Raw genomic sequence first — 1,591 nt, forward strand, 5'->3', positions numbered from 1 at the left:
TTGGAGCGCTTGGCGACTCCTGTTGTTCCCGGCCTGTCCTGCCTTTCTGGCGTTGTGAGTAACGCTTGCTAGCAGCGTTGATGCGGGTCTTCTTGTCGACGGTGTGGTGGGTGCGGATGGTGCGGCGGCCTTCCTCCTCGGTGACCGGGCGGCCGTCGGTGTCGCGCAGAACGTAGTGCTGGCCGGTGCGCCAGCAGGTGGCAATGCGGGTGAGCAGGATGGTGGCGATGTGGCAGATCGCTGAGTCGTGGTGTCGCTCGGTGCTCATCAGGCGTTGGTATTTTGCGGCCAGTTGCGGATCAATTTTGCGGGCCTGGTCGGCGGCGTTGAAGAGGGCTTCACGCAGTAGCGGGTCGCCAGCTTTGGTGAGCCCGTGCTGGTGTTCGGCTTGTCCGGACTGGCTGAGCTTGGGAACGAGACCCGAATAGGCGCGGATCGCGGCCAGGGAATGAAATCGGTGCGGGTCGCCGATGCGGCCGGCGATGATGGCGCAGGTGACGGGCCCAACGCCGGGTGCTGAGGCGATGATTGCGGTGGGGTCGGCCTCGGCGTAGAGGTTGGCGCAGCGCTCGTCGAGGTCGTCGATCTGCTCGGTGAGCATCTGAGCTTGTTCGGCCTCGGTGGCGATATCGGCGGCCAGTTCGGCGAAGTCGATGCGGGCATCCGCGCCAGATCCCCACAGCTGCAGTGATTCTTGGGCAGCGGTCAACAGCATGGTGGCGTGGGGTTCACGCCAGGCGCCGCGAGAATGGCGGATCAGGAACCGGGTCAGCCGGGCGTGTCCGAGACGGATCAGGCTGTGGGGGTCGCCGTAGCGGGCGAGCAGCGCCAGTGCGGCCTTGCCGTAGTTGGATCCCAGGGCGTCGTACCAGGCCGGCCCGAGCAGCTCGAGTTGGGCGTCGAGTCGCTGGAAGACCGCGGTGCGGCGTTTGACAATCGAGGAGCGGATTTTGACGACCCGTCGCAGCGGTTCGGCCGGACCGTCACCGGTGTGCTCGCGCAGCCCTTCGGGGTGCAGCAGCGGCAGTCGGGCCAGCAGCCTGGAATCCAGACGATCGTTTTTGGTGTGTTTGGAGTAGTAGGCGCGCAGGTCTGCCGACTGGGTGGTGGGCACCATCGAGATCCGGGCGCCGCGGTGGCGAAACCACGATGCGAGCGGGGCCCATGCGTTGCGGGTCGGCTCCATCACGACGCGCAGCGTGTCTTGCTTGCCGAGCTCGATCGCCTTCCAAAGTTTCTCAAGTTCGGCGGGTCGGCTGAAGAACTTTCGTCCGGTCCATACGAACGTCCCATCAGGGCGAGCCAGCGATGCTTGGTGAGCAGCCCGGCAGGCCAGGTCGATACCCAATATCAGTTCCACGCACATCCTTTCGACGGATCCAGGTCAGTCCCCGGCTCCGACGGGCATGGCCCAGACATTCCGTAAGTAGAAGTCCGCTCTCCAGCGGCTCCAAGTTCCCGAATAGAGACACCAGTCGGCACCCGAGACGCGCCCTCGGACAGCCACTCAAAAATCAGGAATCACCAAGATGTTCCGGTCGGTGGGCTCGCGCCGTCCGCGGACGCCCACTAAACCTAAATGTCGGTGGGG

Annotated in this window: 1 protein-coding gene; it reads right to left on the reverse strand. The window is 64.9% G+C overall.

Annotation, left to right across the window (positions count from 1 at the left end; translation table 11 throughout):
- A partial coding sequence (locus tag HMPREF0591_RS29715; RefSeq protein ID WP_007172587.1) for an IS110 family RNA-guided transposase occupies positions 1-1,366 on the reverse strand: 1,366 nt, incomplete at its 3' end.
- Between the last annotated feature and the right edge of the window lie 225 nt (positions 1,367-1,591).

The organism is Mycobacterium parascrofulaceum ATCC BAA-614 (assembly GCF_000164135.1).
Lineage (GTDB): Bacteria > Actinomycetota > Actinomycetes > Mycobacteriales > Mycobacteriaceae > Mycobacterium > Mycobacterium parascrofulaceum.